The organism is Pseudomonas sp. NPDC089547 (genome assembly GCF_050280665.1).
Lineage (GTDB): Bacteria > Pseudomonadota > Gammaproteobacteria > Pseudomonadales > Pseudomonadaceae > Aquipseudomonas.
The window spans coordinates 18,860-35,522 of record NZ_JBNNVS010000025.1 but is presented as its reverse complement, the minus strand read 5'-3'; the positions used below and the strand labels follow the sequence as shown (position 1 = coordinate 35,522).

The 16,663-nt window shown below is 61.8% G+C and carries 18 protein-coding genes; 11 read left to right on the top strand and 7 right to left on the bottom strand.

Going from position 1 to position 16,663, the window contains the following annotated elements:
- The first annotated feature begins 149 nt into the window (after positions 1-149).
- Positions 150-680, top strand: a complete 531-nt coding sequence (locus tag ACQKPZ_RS17860) for an RNA polymerase factor sigma-70 (RefSeq protein ID WP_201207791.1) — start codon at positions 150-152, stop codon at positions 678-680.
- Between the two features lie 126 nt (positions 681-806).
- On the opposite strand, the gene ACQKPZ_RS17855 is transcribed toward ACQKPZ_RS17860, so the two are convergent.
- Both ACQKPZ_RS17855 and ACQKPZ_RS17850 read right to left on the bottom strand, forming a co-directional pair.
- Complete coding sequence (locus tag ACQKPZ_RS17855; RefSeq protein ID WP_427540567.1) at positions 807-1,820, bottom strand: GNAT family N-acetyltransferase; 1,014 nt, start codon at positions 1,818-1,820, stop codon at positions 807-809.
- A 63-nt stretch (positions 1,821-1,883) separates the two neighbouring features.
- Entirely contained in the window at positions 1,884-2,684 is an 801-nt protein-coding gene (locus ACQKPZ_RS17850) for a substrate-binding periplasmic protein (RefSeq protein ID WP_427540564.1), read from the bottom strand.
- Between the two features lie 183 nt (positions 2,685-2,867).
- On the opposite strand from ACQKPZ_RS17850, the gene ACQKPZ_RS17845 reads away from it, so the two are divergent.
- Together ACQKPZ_RS17845 and ACQKPZ_RS17840 are read left to right on the top strand one after the other, a co-directional pair.
- The gene (locus tag ACQKPZ_RS17845) at positions 2,868-3,419 is read left to right on the top strand and encodes an exonuclease domain-containing protein (RefSeq protein ID WP_427540561.1); all 552 of its coding nucleotides are present in this window, start codon (positions 2,868-2,870) and stop codon (positions 3,417-3,419) included.
- 74 nt (positions 3,420-3,493) lie between these two features.
- The gene (locus ACQKPZ_RS17840; protein ID WP_003259920.1) at positions 3,494-3,778 is read left to right on the top strand and encodes a pyrimidine/purine nucleoside phosphorylase; all 285 of its coding nucleotides are present in this window, start codon (positions 3,494-3,496) and stop codon (positions 3,776-3,778) included.
- Between the two features lie 55 nt (positions 3,779-3,833).
- Here the strand turns inward: ACQKPZ_RS17840 and ACQKPZ_RS17835 are convergent, their stop codons facing one another.
- The 5 genes from ACQKPZ_RS17835 to ACQKPZ_RS17815 all read right to left on the bottom strand — a co-directional run bounded on the left by ACQKPZ_RS17835 (position 3,834) and on the right by ACQKPZ_RS17815 (position 7,183).
- The gene (locus tag ACQKPZ_RS17835) at positions 3,834-4,718 is read right to left on the bottom strand and encodes a pseudouridine synthase (RefSeq protein WP_427540558.1); all 885 of its coding nucleotides are present in this window, start codon (positions 4,716-4,718) and stop codon (positions 3,834-3,836) included.
- A gap of 51 nt (positions 4,719-4,769) precedes the next feature.
- A complete protein-coding gene (locus ACQKPZ_RS17830; RefSeq protein WP_427540555.1) occupies positions 4,770-5,078 on the bottom strand; it encodes a transcriptional regulator in 309 nt (102 codons plus the stop codon).
- A gap of 65 nt (positions 5,079-5,143) precedes the next feature.
- Positions 5,144-5,575 carry a D-Ala-D-Ala carboxypeptidase family metallohydrolase gene (locus ACQKPZ_RS17825; RefSeq protein WP_427540552.1) on the bottom strand — a complete coding sequence of 144 codons (432 nt, stop codon included), beginning with the start codon at positions 5,573-5,575 and terminating at the stop codon, positions 5,144-5,146.
- An 88-nt stretch (positions 5,576-5,663) separates the two neighbouring features.
- Entirely contained in the window at positions 5,664-5,903 is a 240-nt protein-coding gene (locus tag ACQKPZ_RS17820; RefSeq protein WP_391136360.1) for a glutaredoxin family protein, read from the bottom strand.
- A gap of 71 nt (positions 5,904-5,974) precedes the next feature.
- Positions 5,975-7,183, bottom strand: a complete 1,209-nt coding sequence (locus tag ACQKPZ_RS17815) for an ammonium transporter (protein ID WP_427540549.1) — start codon at positions 7,181-7,183, stop codon at positions 5,975-5,977.
- Between the two features lie 312 nt (positions 7,184-7,495).
- Between ACQKPZ_RS17815 and ACQKPZ_RS17810 the strand changes: the two genes are divergently transcribed.
- The 8 genes from ACQKPZ_RS17810 (at position 7,496) to dacB (ending at position 16,601) form a co-directional block, all read left to right on the top strand.
- Positions 7,496-7,810, top strand: a complete 315-nt coding sequence (locus tag ACQKPZ_RS17810) for a DUF883 family protein (RefSeq protein ID WP_391136354.1) — start codon at positions 7,496-7,498, stop codon at positions 7,808-7,810.
- Between the two features lie 9 nt (positions 7,811-7,819).
- Positions 7,820-8,194 carry a phage holin family protein gene (locus ACQKPZ_RS17805; protein WP_013971683.1) on the top strand — a complete coding sequence of 125 codons (375 nt, stop codon included), beginning with the start codon at positions 7,820-7,822 and terminating at the stop codon, positions 8,192-8,194.
- Positions 8,191-8,520: a hypothetical protein gene (locus ACQKPZ_RS17800; protein ID WP_391136349.1), complete on the top strand. Its 330-nt coding sequence runs from the start codon at positions 8,191-8,193 to the stop codon at positions 8,518-8,520. Before ACQKPZ_RS17805 ends, ACQKPZ_RS17800 begins: the two co-directional genes overlap by 4 nt.
- A gap of 176 nt (positions 8,521-8,696) precedes the next feature.
- Positions 8,697-10,028 carry a deoxyguanosinetriphosphate triphosphohydrolase gene (locus tag ACQKPZ_RS17795; RefSeq protein WP_427540546.1) on the top strand — a complete coding sequence of 444 codons (1,332 nt, stop codon included), beginning with the start codon at positions 8,697-8,699 and terminating at the stop codon, positions 10,026-10,028.
- A 285-nt stretch (positions 10,029-10,313) separates the two neighbouring features.
- Entirely contained in the window at positions 10,314-10,931 is a 618-nt protein-coding gene (locus ACQKPZ_RS17790; protein WP_427540544.1) for a response regulator, read from the top strand.
- 8 nt (positions 10,932-10,939) lie between these two features.
- Positions 10,940-14,572 (top strand): ATP-binding protein, encoded by a 3,633-nt coding sequence (locus tag ACQKPZ_RS17785; RefSeq protein ID WP_427540541.1) that lies wholly within the window; start codon positions 10,940-10,942, stop codon positions 14,570-14,572.
- A 41-nt stretch (positions 14,573-14,613) separates the two neighbouring features.
- A complete protein-coding gene (locus ACQKPZ_RS17780; protein WP_391136337.1) occupies positions 14,614-14,958 on the top strand; it encodes a YggL family protein in 345 nt (114 codons plus the stop codon).
- A 185-nt stretch (positions 14,959-15,143) separates the two neighbouring features.
- A complete protein-coding gene (gene dacB / locus ACQKPZ_RS17775; RefSeq protein ID WP_427540538.1) occupies positions 15,144-16,601 on the top strand; it encodes a D-alanyl-D-alanine carboxypeptidase/D-alanyl-D-alanine endopeptidase in 1,458 nt (485 codons plus the stop codon).
- Positions 16,602-16,663: the final 62 nt, after the last annotated feature.

Here is a 16,663-nt window from a genome sequence, read left to right as displayed (position 1 = left end):
TTCACACTGCCTGCTTAGAACCGAAAGATACAGATACTAATTACGTTTCGTATTTGACAATCATTATCATCTTGAATAGTTTGTCGCACGTCGTAGGAAGCTTCCCAGCCTTGGGTGCCTCCTTTCCCCTCTGTGACAAGGTGATTTCCATGGCGGAACAACTATCCACAAGTAAGTGCGATTCACCATTACTGCAGGCCTTCGTCGACAACCGCAGCATCCTGGTCAAGATTGCTGCGCGCATTACCGGTTGCCGCTCGCGCGCTGAAGATGTGGTGCAGGATGCGTTTTTCCGGCTTAGCGCCGCGCCGCAGATAACCTCGTCGTTCAAGGCGCAGCTCAGCTACCTGTTCCAGATCGTGCGCAACCTGGCCATCGACCATTACCGCAAGCAGGCGATGGAGCTGAAGTACTCCGGCAGCGAAGAAGAAGGCCTGAACGTGGTCATCCAGAACGCCTCGCCCGAAGCCACGCACATCAACCTTGCCGCGCTGGATGACATTGCCGAGGCGCTGAACGAACTGCCCCAGCGTACCCGCTATGCCTTCGAGATGTACCGCCTGCATGGCGTACCGCAGAAGGACATTGCCAAGGAACTGGGGGTGTCGCCGACACTGGTCAACTTCATGATCCGCGATGCACTGGTGCATTGCCGCAAGACGGCCAATCGGCAGGCCTGAGCACTCGAGATTGCCGGGGGCGCTTCGCAGCCCTTTTCGCGACACAAGGCCGCTCCTACAAGGGATCGCGATCTACTGTAGGAGCGGCCTTGTGTCGCGATGGGCCGCAAAGCGGCCCCATGGCCCTCAAGCCAACTTGCAGCGGTCGAAAAACCGCTCCCGCCCCAGAATCATCAGTGCCGCCCGCTTGTGCGGGAAGTCGAATTCCTTGTCGCAATGGAAGCACTGGTCCTGCATGTAGCCGATCATCTTGCCATTGTCGGCGCGCGGCTCGGCCACCACCCGCTGGGTGCGCGGATCATCCAGGAACAGGTAGTGCACCAGCGCCGACAGCCAGCTGGCCACCTTGTGAGGCCCGCGATGATGCTCCTCCCCCACCAGCATGTGGATGCCGCGGTCGTAGTCATCAGCCGGGTAGAACGGCGCAATGCGGTCTTCCTTGGCCCAGTACGCCTCGAAGTAGGCAAACGGCTCATCATCAAAGCAGCCGATCAACGTCAGGGTATGCGGGTCGGCTTCCAGCTTGCCCAGGTACTCGCGATGCTGGGCCAATGTGCCGCCCTCCTGCCAGAACGCTTCCACCCTCGGGTTGTTCTGCCAGTGGTTGAACCGCTCCAGGTCGTGCTCGATCTCCAGCGTGCGCAATGAGACCCAGCTACCCAGGCGCGCATCGAAGCGCCGATACACTTCGCCACGAGGCTTGGGTGCGCGACGGGGGTGGCGCTTGCCGTTGCTGATCTGCATCTGCTGCGGGTAAACCGTCGCCGTCGCCTCACCCAGCCAGGGCTGGGGCAATTGCCAGAACAGCGCCCTTTCACACACATACTGGCCGGGTTGCTCCCCCACCAGCAGCAAACCACTGGTCAACACTTGGGGCTGTACCTCAGGAAAGTGCCAGACCAGGCGCTGACAGGCCGTGTCGCGGGCCAGCAACCAGTAGCAGGCAGCCCACAACGCCTGATAAGGCCGCTCGGGGCACAGGCGATCAAGGTGAACGTGCAGGGTGGTACCCGCCTCCAGGCGCACCTGGATCAATGGGCGGCCTTCAAGGGTAAGGCTTAACCAGCCGCCCCCCTCCTCGGCACTTAGGCTGCGCCAGCGTGGCGGTGACTGGGGCTGCGATGCGGCATCGAACGGCATGGGCTTGACTCACGAAAATGAAGAAAAGGCTCACTCCAAAGAACGTTGCCACGCTGCGCGAATTTAGTCCTCTGGCGCGCTGACGGTGATGCGGTATGGCTCGAAGATGCGTGCCAGCTCGCCGCTGTCACGCAGGTCCCGCAGCAGGCCGGCGAACGACTGCTCGCCGATCGGCGCCCCCGGCCGCAGCAAGGCGTAGTGGTGGTAGACCTGGTCAATACGCTTCGAAGGTGTCAACAGCACCCTGCTGGCCGGGTTGCGCTTCATGAAATCGCTGAGGTAGGAGCGCGTGACCAGGGCGATATCGGCGCGACCAGCCTGCACCATCAGCAGGTTGCTGTCATGGGAGTAGGTCAATGTTGCGTTGTAGGTTTTGCGCAGGTACTCCGGGTCGGGGTTGAAGCGGGCGAACGCGTAGTGGTAGCCGTTGAACAATGCCAGGCGCTTGCCACGCAGATCATCAAAGTAATGCGGGTCGCTACCATTGGCCTGACGGGCGACGAACACTTCGGCATCCTCCAGGCCCATGTCCACGGCCTGATGGGCAATCTGCTGCCAACCCCATTGCGGGTTCTCGAAAATTGCCATGTCGGTGCGGCCTTGCTGGAAGTCACCGAAACGCCGCTGGATGGACGTGGGCACCAGAACAAAGTGATATCCCTGCTGCAAGCGGTTGAGCGCGTCGACCAACTGCGGCAGCAGGCCGGTGTCGGCCCCCTGCTCGGGGCGCACCGTATAGGGCGGGAAATGCGCTGCGCCGATCTTGACCTCGATGGCATCGGCAGCCCATGCCGGCACCGCCAGCCAGTACACGGCCAGCAGCATCAGGGTGGACAGGGCCTTGAGGCCGGGTGCTGGAGTCAAGACGGACACTCATCACGGTTCATGCCTGGGTCCGCTTAAGCTAGGCGTTTTCAGGGGGCGACACAACTGTTGGGGCCTGATCTTTGTGCCACTCTTTATGCCAAAGCAGAGGGCAAAATGCCAGGGGGTGCCGTAAGCACGGAGTTTGGCTACGCTCTAGCAGGATCTGCAAGGGAGCCTGGTATGGGCCATTGGTTGGTGATCGACCTTGAAGCCACCACCGACGAGGGTGGGTGGCCGGTCACGGAGATGGAAGTCATTGAAATCGGCGCAAGCCTGGTTACCCGCGAAGGCCGCGAGGTTGACCATTTCCAGCGGTTCGTACGGCCACGGCGGCGGCCACAGCTGACACCGTTCTGCCGCGAGCTGACGCACATCAGCCAGGCCAACGTGGACGGTGCTGCAGCCTTTAACGAGGTGTGGACAAGCTTCGAACGCTGGCTTGGGCACCACCGTGGGCAACTTCAGGCCTGGGTCAGCTGGGGCGATTACGACCGCCAGCAGCTGCATCAGGAATGGCGGCAACATGGGCTCGACAGCCTGCTGCGCACGCTGCCGCACATCAACCTCAAGCAGCGCTTTGCCAAAGCCCGCCACCTGCAACGCCCCACCGGCCTGAACGGTGCCTTGCAACTGGCCGGCATGCACTTTTGCGGGCAGCAGCACAGGGCCCTGGAAGACGCGCGCAACACCGCGCGGCTGCTGCCGTTGACGCTTCCCGCCAATGGCACCTGAAAGCAGATGACGAGGCCTGTGGGCTTGGGCATACTGGCCAGCCCTTTTTCATCCCCTCTTTTCAGGAGTCGCCCATGTTCCAGGTCAACGAGTACTTCAACGGCACCGTCAAGTCGATCGCATTCGCGGGCGAAGAAGGCCCGGCCACTGTCGGCGTGATGGCCCCGGGCGAGTACGAATTCGGCACGGCCAAGCGCGAGATCATGCACGTGGTATCGGGCGCGCTGACCGTGAAGCTGCCGGGTAGCGACAACTGGGAAACCTTCAAGGCAGGCGACAAGTTCAATGTGCCGGCTGACAGCAAGTTCCAGCTGCAGGTGAAGGTGGATACCGCCTACCTGTGCGAGTATCGCGACTAAGCGTCAGGCCGGGTGCCCCCAAGGTCCAACCCTTGGGTGCACCAACACCGCTCAACTACCAGTCCAGTTGCAAGCGGCTTTCGAAATACCGCTCTTGCCCGGACAGCGGGTCCTGGAAGCGCAGGCTCTGCGCCAGCAACTTCAGTGGGCGCTGGTAGTCATCTTCTTCGTTGAGCAGTTGCGGGTAGAACGGGTCATTGCAGATCCCCGCCCCTAACGCCGCCATGTGCACGCGCAACTGATGGGTCTTGCCAGTCACTGGCGACAGCCCATAGCGCCACAGCTCACCATTCTTCTCCAGCACCTCGGCCAGGGTTTCACTGTTGGCCTCGCCTTCCACTTCGTGCATGCGAAAGAACGGCTCGCCATGCACCAGGCGGCTTTTGTGAACCAGCGGAAACGCATGCTGCGCCATGGCTGCGGCAATGGCCTGGTAACGCTTGTCGATACGCCTTTCCGGGAACAGCCGCTGGTAGGCACTTCGGGTATGCGGGTTGGCGGAAAACAGCACAAGCCCGGCGGTGTGCCGGTCGATACGGTGCAACGGCACCAGATGCGGATTGTCCAGACGACGGATCAGACGGCGCAGCAAGGTATGTTCGACGTATTCACCGGTTGGCGTCACCGGCAGGAAATGCGGCTTGTCAGCCACCACCAGGTGCTCATCCACATGCAGTATCGTCTCTTGCACCGGGATGGGGCGCTCGTTCAGCACTTCACGGAAATAGTGCAAGCGCATGCCACGCTTATACGGCAGTTGGGCAGAAACCACCCGCCCTTCGGCGTCCAGCACCCGGCCACGGGCGAAGCGGTCCAGCCACTGGGCGCGGTCGATGGCCTTGAAATGGTCACACAGGCAATCGAGCACTGTCGCCCAGTTACCGGGGGGCAGGCACACCGTACTGGCTTGCTGGCGGGCGGGGTCGAAAGGCGTGGTCATGGCAAAGCTCGAAACGTTCACGGCCGCGCATTATCGCCCAAGCCCACGCCCTCAACCAGCCTTACCGATGGCCTCGCTGCGTTCCTTCAGCCAACGCAGCACCTGCACCGGCTCCCAGCGACCAGGGTCGTAGAGGGCGTACAGCAACCCCTGGTAACCCACCACATCCAGCCCGCGGTGGTAACCGGCACGCTGGAACAGGGCCTCGATCTCGGCGAAACAGGTGTTGAAGTGGACCTTGCCGAACGGGGTAAGGTCATCGGTGACCAGGCCTTCGAGGCGCAGTTCCAGCACGGCATCAGCCACCTGCTCGACGGGCATGCGGTTGACGCTGTACTTGAGTTGCTCGACGTTGAGCATAGGTTCACCTCGATACTGTATTTATATACAGCATACGAACATCCCCTTGCTGCCGTCAATGCGGTTCATTGCAGCCCCGGCAGGTAGCCAGTGCCTTTGCGAACGGTCAGCACCTGGCGCCGGGGCGTGCCGCGTGTCACCGACAGGTGTACCCAGCCATCGAATTCGAGGATCAACTGATCAAAGACGATTGAGCTGTCGATGATCTTGCGCGCAGTATCGCGGGGGCTGATTTCGATCACCGTGAAGTCTGCCGCCAGCCCCTGAACATGCTGGCTTTTCGGGGCGCCGCCGATCAGTCGGTTGACCCTCTCGCTGCGATAACCGCTGCTGACGATGATGGGCATGCCGAACAGCGCGCGTACCTGTTCGAGCGCCCCGCACAGCAACTGCAGGTTGGCCCGGGCTTCAGGTGGTGGTGTGTTATCGAACCCGTCCCTGGCGGCGAGCTGCGAAACGGTCATTTCATCAAGGGTGAAATGCGGGGTGATCAACATGGTGAAGCTCCCGATGACTGAATGTAGTCACCGGATGATCAGCTTGCCTGCTTCACCATGGCGCCGGGTTGCATCTCCCCTGGAGGCACTACTGCGCGAGAAACGCCACCACCTGCTCGGCATCGAATGGCCAGTACAACTCGCCGCCATTATCACGGCGCCGCAGCACAGGAATGATCAGGCCATAACATTCGAACAGGGCCTCGTCCTCGGCAATGTCGACCAGCTCCACCAACAGGCCATGTTCGACGAAAGGCATCAGCACCGCCTCGGCCACTTCGCACAAGTGGCAGCCGAGGGTGCCGAACAGTTGGCATTCAGGCAGCATGGGGTACGTTCCGGTTTGGCAGGGAGAACCCTATTCTAGGTCCGTCCTGCCGTCCGCGCACCTGACCTGGCTCAATCCTGGCTGGTGGCGCCAATACGGTGCAGCGACAAGTCCGCCCCCTGGAACTCCTGCTCATGGCTCAAGCGCAGGCCATGCAACGCCCGGATCGTGCCATACACGGCAAAACCGCCGGCCAATGCCACCCCCACACCCATCAGGCTACCCAGCAGCTGGCTGACCAGACTGACGCCGCCCACGCCGCCCAGGGCAACCTGGCCGAACACGCCGCAGGCAATGCCACCCCACACGCCGCACAGGCCATGCAAGGGCCACACGCCCAATACGTCATCGATCTTCCAGCGGTTCTGTGCAGCGGTGAAGGTCCAGACGAACAGCGCACCCGCCACCAGGCCTGTAGCCAGTGCGCCAATCGGATGCATCAGGTCAGAGCCCGCGCATATGGCCACCAGGCCGGCCAACGGCCCGTTGTGCAGGAAGCCCGGGTCGTTACGCCCAGCCAGCAAGGCCGACAGGGTACCGCCGACCATGGCCATCAGCGAGTTGATCGCCACCAGGCCGCTGACGCCCTGCAGCGTCTGGGCGCTCATCACGTTGAAGCCGAACCAGCCGATAATCAGGATCCACGACCCCAACGCCAGGAAGGGAATGCTCGACGGCGCAAACGCCACCAGACGGCCATCGCGGTAGCGCCCACGGCGCGCGCCCAGCAGCAGCACCGCCGCCAACGCCAGCCAACCGCCCATGGCATGCACCACCACGGACCCGGCAAAATCGTGGAAAGGTGCGCCGAAGCGGGCCTGCAACCAGGCTTGCAGGCCGAGGTTGCCATTCCACACCACGCCCTCGAAGAACGGGTAGATGAACGCCACGATCAACGCCGTGGCACACAGTTGCGGCACGAAGCGCGCGCGCTCGGCAATGCCCCCCGAAATAATCGCCGGGATCGCCGCAGCGAACGTCAGCAGGAAGAAACACTTGACCAGTGCATAGCCATGGTCTGCCGCCAACGCCGCTGCCGGCTGGAAGAAAGTAACGCCATAGGCTATCCAGTAACCGATGAAGAAATACACCAGCGCCGAGATGGCAAAGTCGCTGAGGATCTTCGACAAGGCGTTGACCTGGTTCTTGTGGCGCACCGTGCCCACTTCGAGGAACGCGAAGCCGGCGTGCATCGCCAGCACCAGGATGGCGCCCATGAGAATGAACAGGGTGTTGGAACCGTGGACCAGGGAGTCCATAGCGCTGTGCATGTTTTCCATGAAATAGGCAGACCTGCTGAAAAGGCACCAGGACAGTTCAAGAACCTGCATCCCTGCACCGAATCGGTGCCAGCCCCCTGCCCTGTTTCGGTGAGCCGGGCGGGGCCTGCGTGGTTTTTTCTTGGGTTTGTCGTGGATTAGGTTAAGGTTTATCGGTATTCGCTGCATTGGCGCCCTGAATCGGCGCAAGGCACGACGGTGGCGCCCCGCAACGTGGCAAAGACTTAGCAAGGCCCATACCAGCACCACCACTTGAACCTTCCGCGCGTGCTATCACTCAAACCACCAACACACATCGACAGGGAGAGACCCATGGCCAGCAAATCGGCAAAGACTGCACAAGAGATATTGATGGCTGACTTCCAGGCCTTGGTGCGTGACACCGAGCGACTGCTGGCCGACACTGCCAACCTGGCAGGCGACCAGGCCGACGAATTGCGCGAACAGATTCATGACCGCCTTGCCCAGGCCCGCGAAACCCTGCAGTTGACCCACGACTCCGTGCGCGACCGCGGCCAGGCGGCGCTGGGTAGCGCCGAGCAGTACGTGCAGGAAAACCCGTGGCAGGCGATTGGCATCGCGGCTGGCGTGGGCCTGTTGATCGGCCTGCTGGCCAACCGGCGCTAAGGGGTTCCCATGGAGAATGACGCCAACGGTGCCAGCGCTTCGGGCAAGCGCCTGGGGGCGGCTGCGCTGGGGCTGCTGCACAGCCATATCGAACTGTTCGGCATCGAGCTGCAGGAGCAGAAGGGCCGCACCTTGAGCCTGCTGTTGTTCGCCGGCCTGGCACTGGTGTTTGCCCTGCTGCTGCTGACCGCACTGTCCGGGCTGCTGCTGGTACTGCTATGGGACAGCTATCGCTTGGCCGGCATCATCGGCCTGTGCGTGTTCTATGGTATTGCCGCGCTGTATTGCGGGTTGCGCCTGAAGGCGGCAGTGTTTGACGAATCGTCGCCGTTCGGCGCCACCCTCGAAGAACTTGCCAAAGACCGGGAGCGCCTGTTGCCATGAGCCTGCCAGAACTGCCGAACACCCGTAACCCGCGCGAACTGCGCAAGGCATTGCTACGCCTTCGCATGGAGATGCACCGCCAGGAAATCCGCCACGAGTCGGGCCAACTGATGGAGCCTTTGCGCCGCGTACAAGGCATGGGCAGCTCGTTACACGAAGGGCTGGGGATCAAGCATGCGCCGCTGTGGGGGATTGGTGCCGTGGTGGCGCTGGGCTTCCTGACTGGCAAAGGCGTGCGCAGTGGCAACCTGGCACGCCTGGTGCGCCTGGGCAGCAGCCTGCTGCCGCTGGTTCGCCTGTACCTGCAAGGTAACCGCCGCCCCTGACCACTGTGTGTGTGCGGTCCCTGTAGGAGCGGCCTTGTGTCGCGACAGGGCCGCAAAGCGGCTCCAGGATTCTGGTATCACGGCAACTTTTGCTGGGGCCGCGTTGCGGCCCTTTCGCGACACAAGGCCGCTCCTACAGGATATGCTTCAGCTATCCAACTAAAGGAGACCGCGCCTTGGACTGGCACACCCTGCTCACCCGCGAACGCCTTGGCAAAGCCCTCTATAGCGCCGATGAACTCGGGCGCAGCCCCTTCCATAAAGACCACGACCGCATCATCTTCTCCGGCGCCTTCCGCCGCCTCGGGCGCAAGACCCAGGTGCACCCGGTATCCAGCAACGACCATATCCACACGCGCCTGACCCACTCGCTGGAAGTCAGCTGCGTAGGCCGTTCGCTGGGCATGCGCGTGGGCGAAACGCTGCGTGACAGCCTGCCAGACTGGTGCGCCCCCAGCGACCTGGGGATGATCGTGCAGTCAGCGTGCCTGGCCCACGACATCGGCAACCCGCCCTTCGGCCACTCCGGCGAAGACGCTATCCGCCACTGGTTCCAGCAGGCCGCAGGACGTGGCTGGCTGGACGACATGAGTGACGACGAGCGCGCCGACTTCCTCAACTTCGAAGGCAATGCCCAGGGCTTTCGTGTGCTCACCCAGCTGGAGTACCACCAGTTCGACGGCGGTACGCGGCTAACGTACGCCACCCTCGGCACTTACCTGAAGTACCCCTGGAGCGCGCGGCACGCCGACGCACTGGGCTACAAGAAGCACAAGTTCGGCAGCTACCAGAGTGAACTCCCCCTGCTCGAACAGATCGCCCGCAAGCTTGGCCTGCCGCTGCTGGAAGACCAACGCTGGGCACGCCACCCGCTGGTGTACCTGATGGAGGCCGCCGATGATATCTGTTACGCGCTGATCGACCTTGAAGACGGCCTGGAAATGGAGTTGCTGGAGTACGCCGAAGTCGAAGCGCTGCTGCTCGACCTGGTCGGCGAGGACCTGCCGGAAACCTACCGCCAGCTCGGCCCACGCGATTCCCGCCGGCGCAAACTGGCAATCCTGCGTGGCAAGGCCATCGAACACCTGACCAACGCCGCCGCCCACGCGTTCGTCGAACAGCAACAGGCCTTGCTGGGCGGGCAACTGACGGGCGACCTGGTCGAGCACATGCACGGCCCGGCCCAACGCTGCGTGCTGCAGGCCAAAGACATGGCGCGCAACAAGATCTTCCAGGACAAGCGCAAGACCCTGCACGAAATCGGTGCCTACACCACCCTGGAGATTCTGCTCAACACCTTCTGTGGTGCTGCTCTAGAACAGCACGGTGGGCGCACGCCATCGTTCAAGAGCCGCCGGGTACTGGACCTTATCGGCAACAATGCGCCGGACCCGCATGCTTCGCTGCACAGTGCCTTCCTGCGCATGATCGACTTCATCGCCGGAATGACCGACAGCTATGCCAGCGAAATGGCCCGGGAAATGACCGGGCGCTCCAGCCCGACCTGAGTGCACCGGTGCAGCCCCGCTGCCTTGAGCCGGTGCTGCACCCGGTTTTGCAAGAAACTTCCTACATATATGGGCGGCAAGTTAAACAGAACGAATAAACACCTACAAAAAGTTACCAATCACGCTTTGACATCGCGTCAAGCACGCAGTTTTCGTAGCCCGTTTTGTTTTATCTTGTAAGCCATTTCCCATAAAGGGCGAATAGCCCTTGTTCGTATGCCTGATGACTTCCAACTGCGATATGGTGCCGTTCGTCCCCCTCAATCGCCCGCAGGGAAATTGAACATGCATTCCATATTTATTGTTGACGACCATCCTGTCATCCGCCTGGCCGTCCGTATGTTGCTGGAAAACCAGAATTACAAGATTGTCGGCGAATCGGACAATGGCGTGGACGCCATGCAGATGATTCGCGAAACCGCTCCCGACCTGGTCATCCTCGACATCAGCATCCCCAAGCTGGACGGGCTTGAGGTACTTTCGCGTTTCCAGGCCATGGCCCTGCCATTGAAGGTGCTGGTATTGACTGCGCAATCTCCAGCATTGTTTGCCGTGCGATGCATGCACTCGGGCGCCGCAGGCTATGTGTGCAAGCAGGAAGACCTGGGCGAACTGCTCAGCGCAATCAAGGCGGTATTGGCCGGTTATAACTACTTCCCCAGCCAGGCAATCAAGCACAACCAGTCAGCCGACAGCGACCTTGAACTATTCCGCCAGGTAAATGACCGTGAACTGATGGTGCTGCAACTATTCGCCCAAGGCCGCAGCAACAAGGAAATTGCCAAGGGCATGTTCCTCAGCAGCAAGACCGTGAGCACCTACAAGAAGCGCCTCATGCACAAACTTCAGGTCACTACACTGGTCGACCTGATCGACATGGCCAAACGCAACGCGCTGGCCTGAGGGTGATCATGGCGCGCCCTATCGCTCGCCTGCTGCTCGCTTTGCTGATGTTCAGCGGCGTGTCGCAGGCCACACATCACGAGGCCTCTTCCTACACGTTACTGGCTCGTTCATCGGCCAGACTGACCCAGCCTGCGTTCACGGACGAACAGCAGCAATGGCTGCAGAGCCGCCAGGAACTGGTGCTGGGTACGTCGGCACCGGATTACCCGCCCTTCGACATCACCAGTGGCGGGCGCGACTATCAGGGCCTTACCGCCGAATATGCAAGCCTGATCGGCAGCGCCCTGCAACTTCCGGTGCGGGTGCTGCGTTTTCCCAGCCGGCATGCGGCAGTGGAGGCGCTCCGGCAAGGTGACATCGACTTGCTCGGCAGCGCCAATGGCTATGAGGCCGTCAGCGAGGGGCTGGCACTGTCGCGACCCTACGCCATCGATCAACCTGTGCTGGTCACGCGCGAGGACGAAAGCCGGCCGCTGGACACGGGCATGCGGGGTGTGCGCCTGGGCATGCTCTACCACTACCTGCCCAGGCAGGAGGTACTCAACGCCTACCCCGAGGCCGAACTTGTGGCCTTCGGCTCCTCCAGTGAAGGCCTGAACGCAGTGGCTTTTGGCCAGGCCGATGTGTACATCGGCGACACCATCTCCACCCACTACCAACTCAACCGTGGCCACCTGCCGCGACTGCGCATGGCCAATTTCGCCAAGCATGAGGCCATCGGTTTCAGCTTTGCCCTGCGCCAGCAGGACACGCTGCTGATGGAGTTGGTAAACACTGTCCTGGACAGCCAGACACCTGCCATACGCACCAATATCTTCAAACGCTGGAGCGCTGGCAGCGACCTGCTGCTGTCCGACCGCAAGCTGCAACTGACAAAAGCCGAGGAACAATGGCTGCAGGACCACCCGGTGATGCGCGTGGCAATCGATGACACGGCTGCGCCGCTCTCCTATTTCGATGGCTCAGGGCATTTTCGCGGCATCACCGCCGACCTGCTGGAAGTCATTCGCCTGCGTACTGGTTTGCGTTTTGAAATACAGCGTGCCAGCGGCATCGCGGACATGATTACCCGCCTCAAGGAAGGTCGCGCAGATGTCATCGCAGCACTCGCCACTGGCGGGGCGACCGAGGACAACCTGCAAATCAGCAGGCCTTACCTGGAAAGTGCCTACGTGCTGGTCAACCACAAGGACCAGAAGACTCTGACCTCCCTGGAGCAACTGCAGGGTCATCGCATCGCCATTACCCGCTACAGCGACATGGACGCGATGTTGTCGTTGCACTATCCACAGGTTGGCTGGGTCGAAACCGAAAGCGCCTTCTACGCCATGGCCTTGCTCAAAAGCGGTGCCGTCGATGCAGTCATCACCCCCCTGATCGACGCCAACCATGCGCTGGCCGGCAATCCCGAGCTGGTCATCCGTACCACGGTTGGCAGCGAACCTGCCCATTTCGCCATGGCCACCCGTCATTCATCACCCGCGCTGGTCTCGATCCTCGACAAAGCACTGCTGAGCATTTCGCCGGAAGAGTTGGGGGTGATCAACCACCGTTGGCGAGGATACGCCCAGCACGACGACGCCAGCTACCAAGGCTACCGCCGGCTCGCGCTGCAGGTGCTGCTGGGCACCGCAGGGCTTCTGCTGCTGGTTTTACTCTGGAACGCCCGCCTGCGCCTGCAAATTCGCCAACGCCAACGTGCCGAACGTGCATTGAACGACCAACTGGCGTTCATGCGCGCCTTGCTCAACGGCACGCCCCACCCTATGTACGTACGTGATCGTGAGGGCTGCCTGAAAAGCTGCAACTACAGCTACCTGGAAGCCGTGCAGGCCCGGTCCGAGGACGTGCTTGGCAAGCAACTCGACAACAGCCTGTTCACCAATGCCGAGCAAACTCGCCAGATCCAGGCCGACTACGTGAAGGTCATGGCCGCAGGTTCGCCGCTGATCATGGACCGACCACTGCGGATCAAGGGCCGCGAATTGACCATCTATCACTGGATCCTGCCGTACCGCGACTCGCTGGGCGAGGTACAGGGCATCATCGGTGGCTGGATCGATATCAGTGATCGCCGCCAGCTGGTCATGGACCTGCGCCAGGCCAAGCAGCAGGCTGACGATGCCAACCGTGCCAAAAGCACGTTCCTGGCCACCATCAGCCATGAAATCCGCACCCCTATGAATGCCGTGATCGGCATGCTCGAACTGGCGGTCAAGCGCGCTGACCAGGGCCGCTTGGACCGCAGCGCACTAGAGCTGGCGCACCACTCCGCCAAAGACCTGCTGGGGCTGATCGGCGATATCCTCGACATCGTGCGCATCGAGTCCGGGCACTTGACGCTCGCCCCGGAGGCCGTCGACCTGGCGCAATTGGTAGAGTCCGCGGGGCGTATCTTCGAGGGGCAAGCGCGGCAGAAAGGCCTGGCACTGGAGGTGGTCATCGAGCCGGCCGCGCACTGCACCGTTTGGCTCGACCCCCTGCGCTTCAAGCAGGTGCTGTCCAACCTTATCAGCAACGCCATCAAATTCACTGAACATGGCCAGGTGCGCATCAGCGCCGCCCTTCTGGATAACGGCGCCAACACACCCAGGGTGCTGCAACTGGAAGTGCGTGACAGTGGCATCGGCATCCACGCCGACGACCTGCAGCGCCTGTTCAACCCGTTCATTCAGGCCAACCCGCACAGCCAGAACGCGCGCGCAGGTACCGGGCTGGGCCTGACCATCTGCCGCAACCTGTGTGAAATGATGGGCGGCAAGCTGACCATCAAGAGCCTCGAAGGCGTCGGCACCCGGGTACGCCTGATAATGCCGCTGCAACAGTGTGATGCCCCCGTGCAGCCAACTGCGCTGATCGAAAAGCTCCATGCGCCCGACCCGCGGCTGAACGTGCTGGTAATCGACGACCATCCGGCCAATCTGCAACTGATGGCGCAACAGCTTGCCTACCTGGGCCTGGAACACGCCAGCGCACGCGACGGCAGAGAAGGCCTGGCCGCCTGGCGGGCCGGTGAGTTCGATGTGCTGGTGCTCGATTGCAACATGCCGCACATGAGCGGTTACCAACTGGCAACTGCCGTGCGCACCGAAGAGCGCCATGGCAAGCGCCAACGTTGCACCATCCTTGGCTACACCGCAAACGCGCAGCCAGAGGTGCGCCGCAAGTGCCTGAGTGCCGGGATGGACGATTGCCTGCTCAAGCCGATCAGCCTGGGCACCCTCAGTCAACGTCTGGCTGGCATTGTCCCCCAACACCGGCAAATGCCCCAGCGCAAGCTTTACCACCTGGACGGCCTGGCCGCAGTCGTCGGGCCTGACCCCGCCGACCGCCAGCGCTTCCTGCTGGCCTTGCAGCAAAGCCTGCAAGCCGACTTCGCCAGCCTGATGGCGCTGCACCCGGAGCATGACCGCGATGCCATTGTCGACCAGGCCCACAAGGTGCTCAGCGCCGCACGCATGCTGGAAGCCCCCGCACTAATGGCAGCCTGCGAAGCCCTGGAGAACAGCAGCTTGCCCCCAGCCCAGGTACGCTTGCGCCGGCAGGCACTGGCGCGGCACATGTGCCGTGTGGAGCGGGCCTTGGCCAGGGAACTGGCTACCGGCACATGCACACAGTCAGGCAGCAAGGCGTGTTAACTGGTAGACTGCGCGGCGTTATTACCTAAGAGGATTGTTTCATGGCCACAAACCGCTCCCGTCGTCTGCGCAAGAAGCTGTGTGTCGACGAGTTTCAGGAATTGGGCTTCGAGCTGAACCTGGAATTCAAGGAAGATCTGGATGACCAGGCAATCGATGCTTTCCTCGATGCGTTCCTGGAAGATGCCATGGACGCCAACGGCCTGGACTATGTAGGCGGTGACGATTACGGCCTGGTGTGCTCGGTCAAGCGTGGCTCGGTCAGCGAAGAACAGCGTGCTGCCGTTGAAGCCTGGCTCAAGGGCCGCAGCGAACTGACAAAAATCGAAGTCAGCCCGCTGCTGGACGCCTGGTACCCGGAAAAGCCGATCAACAAGGCAGAGTAATACCTGCCCGGTTTGATCGCTGAAAGGCTGCCCTTGCGGGTGGCCTTTTTTATTGGCGGTGCTTTTCCGTCGAACGTGGCGCATCGTCGCTACGCTTGGGGCATAATGCGTACTCTTTCATCCTGGGGCCACCATCTCTTACAGCCCCAATGCCCTTTTCCCTCGCTGCAGGGTATTTTTTGATTATGATCAAAACGCTTCGTCCCTTCGTTCTTGCCGGCCTGCTGCTGCCACTTGCCTTGCCCAGCCACGCCGCCGCCGTCAATACCACCCTGCCGGCCAAAGTGCAGCAGGCCCTCAAGGCCAACAAGCTGCAGGACACAGCGCTGTCGCTGGTGATGCTGCCGCTGGACGGCCCCGGCACGCCGACCGTGTTCAATGCCGATGTTTCGGTAAACCCGGCCTCGACCATGAAACTGGTCACCACCTACGCCGCCCTCGAACTGCTCGGCCCGACCTTCCAGTGGAAGACCGAGTTCTACACCGACGGCACCCTGAGCAACGGTGTGCTCAATGGCAACCTGTACCTCAAAGGTGGTGGCGACCCGAAACTGAACATGGAAAAGCTCTGGCTGCTGATGCGTGACTTGCGTGCCAATGGCGTGCGCACCATCACCGGCGACCTGGTGCTGGACCGCAGTCACTTCGTGCAGCCCAACCTGCCACAGTTCAACGATGACGGCGGCGATGTAAACAAGCCGTTCCTGGTCAAGCCCGACTCGCTGCTGGTCAACCTCAAGGCCCTGCGCTTCGTGGCCCGCAACGACGGCGGCAAGGTCACCATCGCGGTCGAGCCACCGATTGCCAGCATTCGCATCGACAACCAGGTCAAGGCCGTGGCCTCCAAGCAGTGCACAGGCGACGTGCGCTACAACCCGGTGCCTCAGGCCGATGGCATCAGCGTAACCGTCAGCGGTCAGCTGGGCGACGGCTGCAACTCGCAAACCTACCTGTCGCTGCTCGACCACCCGACCTACGCCGCCGGTGCAGTGCGCGCCATCTGGAACGAACTGGGTGGCAGCATCCAGGGTGGCGACCGCATTGAGAACGTACCCAAGAGTGCTCGCCTGCTGGCCCGCGCCTTCTCGCCAGACCTGGTTGAAGTGATCCGCGACATCAACAAATACAGCAACAACACCATGGCACAGCAGCTGTTCCTGAGCCTGGGTGCGCAGTTCCGCACCGATGCCGATGGTGACGACGCCCGTGCCGCGCAGCGTGTAGTGCGCCAGTGGCTGGCAAAGAAAGGCATCACGGCACCGCACCTGGTGATGGAAAACGGCTCTGGCCTGTCGCGTGCCGAGCGGGTCAGCACCCGCGAAATGGCCGAGATGCTGCAGGCCGCCTGGAAGAGCCCCTACGCGGCCGAGTTCATGAGTTCGATGCCGCTGGTGGGCATGGACGGCACCATGCGCAAGCGCCTGAAGCGCACGGCCATGGCCGGTGAGGGGCACATCAAGACCGGCACACTGAACACGGTGCGGGCAATTGCCGGTTTCAGCCGTGACAGCAATGGCCATACCTGGGCGGTGGCGGCAATCCTCAACGACCCGAAACCGTGGGGCGCTTCGCAGGTGCTCGACCAGGTGCTGCTGGACCTGTATCGCCAGCCGAAGCTGGCCGGTAGCACAGCGGCCAACTGAGTTTACCAGCCGATCGCCTCGGGGCCGAGTGACGCGGTCGCTGTAGGAGCGGCCTTGTGTCG